At 68.8% G+C, this 1,912-nt stretch carries 2 protein-coding genes; one reads left to right on the forward strand and one right to left on the reverse strand.

Translation table 11 applies throughout. The features are described 5' to 3' along the window. A partial coding sequence (locus IRX98_RS22340; RefSeq protein WP_224280548.1) for a DJ-1/PfpI family protein occupies positions 1-617 on the reverse strand: 617 nt, incomplete at its 3' end. Between the two features lie 87 nt (positions 618-704). Between IRX98_RS22340 and IRX98_RS22345 the strand changes: the two genes are divergently transcribed. Then, positions 705-1,912: aminotransferase-like domain-containing protein (locus tag IRX98_RS22345; RefSeq protein ID WP_224280550.1), on the forward strand; the 1,208-nt coding region annotated here is incomplete at its 3' end.

Raw genomic sequence — 1,912 nt, forward strand, 5'->3', positions numbered from 1 at the left:
GCGCGCGGGCCGGTCGAGGGTAGGTAGGGACGAATGTTGCGCCACGCGCGGTCGACGTACTCCTGTTTCTCGCCGACAGGGGCGACGTAGTGCAGGGCTGCTTCGGCGGCCTCGTTGCCGCGCAGGCGCGCGATGAGCCACGCGGCCAGGTAGTGCGAGGCGAGGCATCCACCGGCCGTGGCCACGTTGTCCTGGGCGAAGAACGGCTGGTCGAGAACCTCGACGCCGGCGGCGACGACCCACGGCTTGGTGATCAGGTCGGTGCAGGCCGGGACGTCGTCGAGCAGACCGAGGCGGGCGAGCACCAGCGCTCCCGAGCACTGGGCGACGATGAGCTGGCGCGAGGGGTCCAGCCGGGACAGCTCGCCCATGATGGCCGGGTCCTCGACGACCTCGCGCGTGGCGATGCCGCTGCCGACGATGACGGCATCAGCCTGGACCGCTTCCGAGAGCGTCGACATCTGCTCGATGACGACGCCGTTCATCGAGGTCACCTTCGGCGTGGGGGTGCAGATCGTGACACGCCAGTCGTCGTCCTTGATGCGGTTGAGCACGCCCAGTGCTATCAGGGAGTCCAGCTCGTTGTAGCCCTCGAACGTGAGAATGGCGATGTGCATGTCAGGAGTCCCTCCGGTTGGCGTACGACTGACGGTAGACAGCCAGAGGCAGGACATCCCAAGAATTGTTCTGCATACACTCATGCCATGCCGGTCCCGCGATACAAGCCTCTTGTCGACGCGCTCGCCAGCGAGATCCGCACCGGCCGACTCCCGGCAGGGGCGCGGTTGCCGACACATCGGCAGCTGGCGGCCACCGAGGGCATTGCCACCGTCACCGCCACCCGCGTCTACGCCGAGCTCGAGGCCATCGGACTGGTCAGCCGCGAACAGGGGCGGGGCACGTTCGTCCGAGACCTCTCGCTGCCCGCCTCACACGGGATCGACCAGCAGGACGTTGCGGCCGACGTCGTCGACCTGAACTTCAACTCGCCCGCGCTCCCAGACCAAGGTTCGCTGCTGCGCCAGGCCCTGCGCGAGATCGCCGGCTCCGGTGACATCGAGGCCCTGCTCCGCTATCAGCCGCACCGTGGACGCCTCAAGGACCGAGCAGCCATCGCCCGCCACCTGGTCGTGCGGGGGATCGACACCACGCCCGAGCACGTGCTGGTCGTCAACGGCGCCCAGCACGGTTTGGCGGTCACGCTCATGGCCACCCTGAATCCCGGTGACATCGTCGCGGTCGACGCCCTGACCTACTCCGGCTTCAAGGCGCTCGCACATGCGCTGCACCTGGACCTTGCCCCAGTCCCCGTGACGTCGACTGGAACCGACCTCGAAGCCCTCGACCGGCTCTGTTCCACCAGGCCGGTACGCGCGATCTACGCGATGCCGTCGCTGCACAACCCGCTCGGTGCGGTTCTGGGCGCCGAAGCCCGTGAGCGCCTCGTCGGCGTTGCCCGCCGGTCTGGCGCGCTCCTGGTCGAGGACGCGTCCTACGCATACCTCGTCGAGGACGCCCCCGCCCCTTTGGTCGACCTCGCCCCCGACATCACCGTCTACGTCTCGAGCCTCTCCAAGAACATCGCCACCGGGCTTCGGGTCGGCTACCTGGTGGCCCCAGCCACCCTCGTGCCGGCCCTCGAGCGCGCTATTCGCCGGACCACCTGGAACACCACGACCCTCGCCGTCGAGATCGCCTGTCGCTGGATCGACGACGGTACCGTCGACCGCCTGGAACTCCTGAAGCGGGAAGACGCCCGGGCCCGGCAAGTCCTCGTGCGACGGGCGCTCGCCGACCTCCCTCACCTCGGCCACGACGCGTCGTACTTCACGTGGCTGCCGCTACCCGAAGACGCCCGAGCCGACCGCATCGCCGCCGACCTCGCCCAGCACGACATCTCCGTCTCGACCGC

Source organism: Nocardioides lacusdianchii, from assembly GCF_020102855.1.
Lineage (GTDB): Bacteria > Actinomycetota > Actinomycetes > Propionibacteriales > Nocardioidaceae > Nocardioides > Nocardioides lacusdianchii.